Below are 2,275 nucleotides of genomic sequence, written 5' to 3' on the forward strand. Positions count from 1 at the left end.
ACCAGGCTGTGCTCGCGGATGACATGCCGGTTGCGCCGGCAGGATCTCGAGCGCAAGCGCCAGGCGTAGCGGTCGTCTGGGCCGCCGATGCCGAACAGGAACTGCGCAAGATTCCCTTTTTCGTTCGCGGCAAGGCCCGCCGCAACACCGAACGCTTCGCCAACGAAAACGGCGTCGCTACCATAACCATAGAGACGCTCTACGATGCCAAAGCGCATTACGCCCGCTGACGCGACACCGCTTCGTGTCGTCGTCGTGACCATGGACAGCCATCTGTCCGGCGCCGCGGCGCGTGCGCAGAACCTGCTGCGGCGCGATTTCCCGGGACTTGAATTGTCGGTTCACGCTGCCGACGAATGGGGCTGTGATGACACGGCGCTTGCGCGGTGCCACGCCGCCATCGCCTGTGGCGATATCGTCATCGCGACGATGCTGTTTCTCGACGACCACGTCCGCGCGGTGATGCCCGCGCTGGCAGCCCGCCGCAACGATTGCGACGCAATGATCTGCTGCATGTCCGCGGCCGAGATCGTCAAGCTGACGCGGGTCGGCAAGTTCGACATGAGCGGCGAGGCGCTTGGCGCCGTTGCCTGGCTGAAGAGGCTGCGCGGCGAGCGGAAGCGCTCAAGCCCCGGCGGCAAGGGCGAGATGAAACTGCTGCGGCGATTGCCGAAGCTGCTCCGTTTCATTCCCGGCACCGCGCAGGATATGCGCGCCTACTTCCTGACATTGCAATACTGGCTCGCGGGCTCCGAGCAAAATATCGTCAATATGGTTCGCCTGCTGGTGGACCGCTATGCAGACGGCCCCCGCCGCTCGCTGCGCGGCATCGTCAAGGCGGCGATGCCGGTCGAATATCCCGACATCGGCCTGTATCATCCGCGCATCAAGCGACGGATCGCCGATACGATCGACGGGCTGCCCGGAGTGGAAAACGAGCGTGGTACGGTCGGCATGCTGCTGCTGCGCTCCTATCTCCTGGCCGGTAATTCCGGCCATTATGACGGCGTCATCGCCGCGTTCGAGGCGAAGGGCCTGCGGGTGATCCCCGCTTTTGCCAGCGGTCTCGACCAGCGGCCGGCGATCCAGCGTTTCTTCATGAAGGACGGATGCAGCGCCGTCGATGCGGTGGTTTCTCTGACCGGCTTTTCGCTGGTCGGCGGTCCCGCCTACAACGACTCGAAGGCTGCCGAGGACGTCCTCGCCGGGCTCGACGTGCCCTATCTTTCCGCGCATCCCGTCGAATTCCAGACCCTGGAGCAGTGGGCCGCTTCCGATCGCGGCCTGATGCCGGTCGAGAGTACCATCATGGTTGCGATACCCGAGCTCGACGGGGCCGCTGGTCCAATGGTTTACGGCGGCCGGTCCGACGGGGCTGGCGTCCCCTGCACAGGCTGCGAGCGTGCGTGCACCTTCTCTTCCGCCGAGGCCGGTGGCGAGATGCGGGTGTGCAGCGAGCGCGCGGAAATGCTGGCGGCGCGGACGGCGCGTCTGATCGCGATGCGGCGGTCTTCGCGAGGCGAGTGCAAGGTTGCGATCGTCCTGTTCAATTTCCCGCCAAATGCCGGCAATACCGGCAGCGCGGCATATCTCTCGGTGTTCGAGTCTCTGCATCACACGCTGACCGCGATGAAGCGCGTGGGGTATGACGTCGATCTTCCCACCGACGTCGATGAACTGCGCATGCGCATCGTCGCCGGCAATGCATCCCGCTTCGGCGCCGACGCCAATGTCCATGCCCGCATCGCCGTGGGCGACCACGTGCGCAACGAGCGCTGGCTGCGCCAGATCGAGGCGCAATGGGGACCGGCGCCGGGCAAGCAACAGAGCGACGGCAGTTCGATCTTCGTGCTCGGCGAACGCTTCGGCAATGTCTTTGTCGGCATCCAGCCTGCGTTCGGATATGAAGGCGATCCGATGCGACTATTGTTCGAGAAGGGCTTCGCGCCGACGCACGCCTTCTCGGCGTTCTATCGCTGGCTGCGCGAGGATTTCGGCGCCGATGCGGTGCTTCATTTCGGAACCCACGGGGCGCTCGAGTTCATGCCGGGCAAGCAGACGGGCCTCTCCGGTTCGTGCTGGCCGGATCGCATGATCGGCGACCTGCCCAATCTCTATCTCTACGCCTCGAACAATCCATCCGAGGGAACGATCGCAAAGCGGCGTTCAGCGGCCACGCTGATCAGCTATCTCACGCCGCCGGTGGCGCATGCAGGGCTTTACAAGGGACTGATCGAACTCAAGGCATCGATCGAACGCTGGCGCGGCCTGCCGC

1 protein-coding gene and 1 pseudogene are annotated in these 2,275 nt (G+C 64.7%); both read left to right on the forward strand.

What is annotated here, in order from left to right:
- Positions 1–230: pseudogene (locus WCB02_RS24270) on the forward strand (ferredoxin:protochlorophyllide reductase (ATP-dependent) subunit B); the annotation flags it as partial.
- A partial coding sequence (locus WCB02_RS24275) for a magnesium chelatase subunit H (protein ID WP_423962154.1) occupies positions 205–2,275 on the forward strand: 2,071 nt, incomplete at its 3' end. The pseudogene WCB02_RS24270 and the gene WCB02_RS24275, both read left to right, overlap by 26 nt.

It is taken from the genome of Bradyrhizobium sp. (assembly GCF_049581145.1).
Lineage (GTDB): Bacteria > Pseudomonadota > Alphaproteobacteria > Rhizobiales > Xanthobacteraceae > Bradyrhizobium.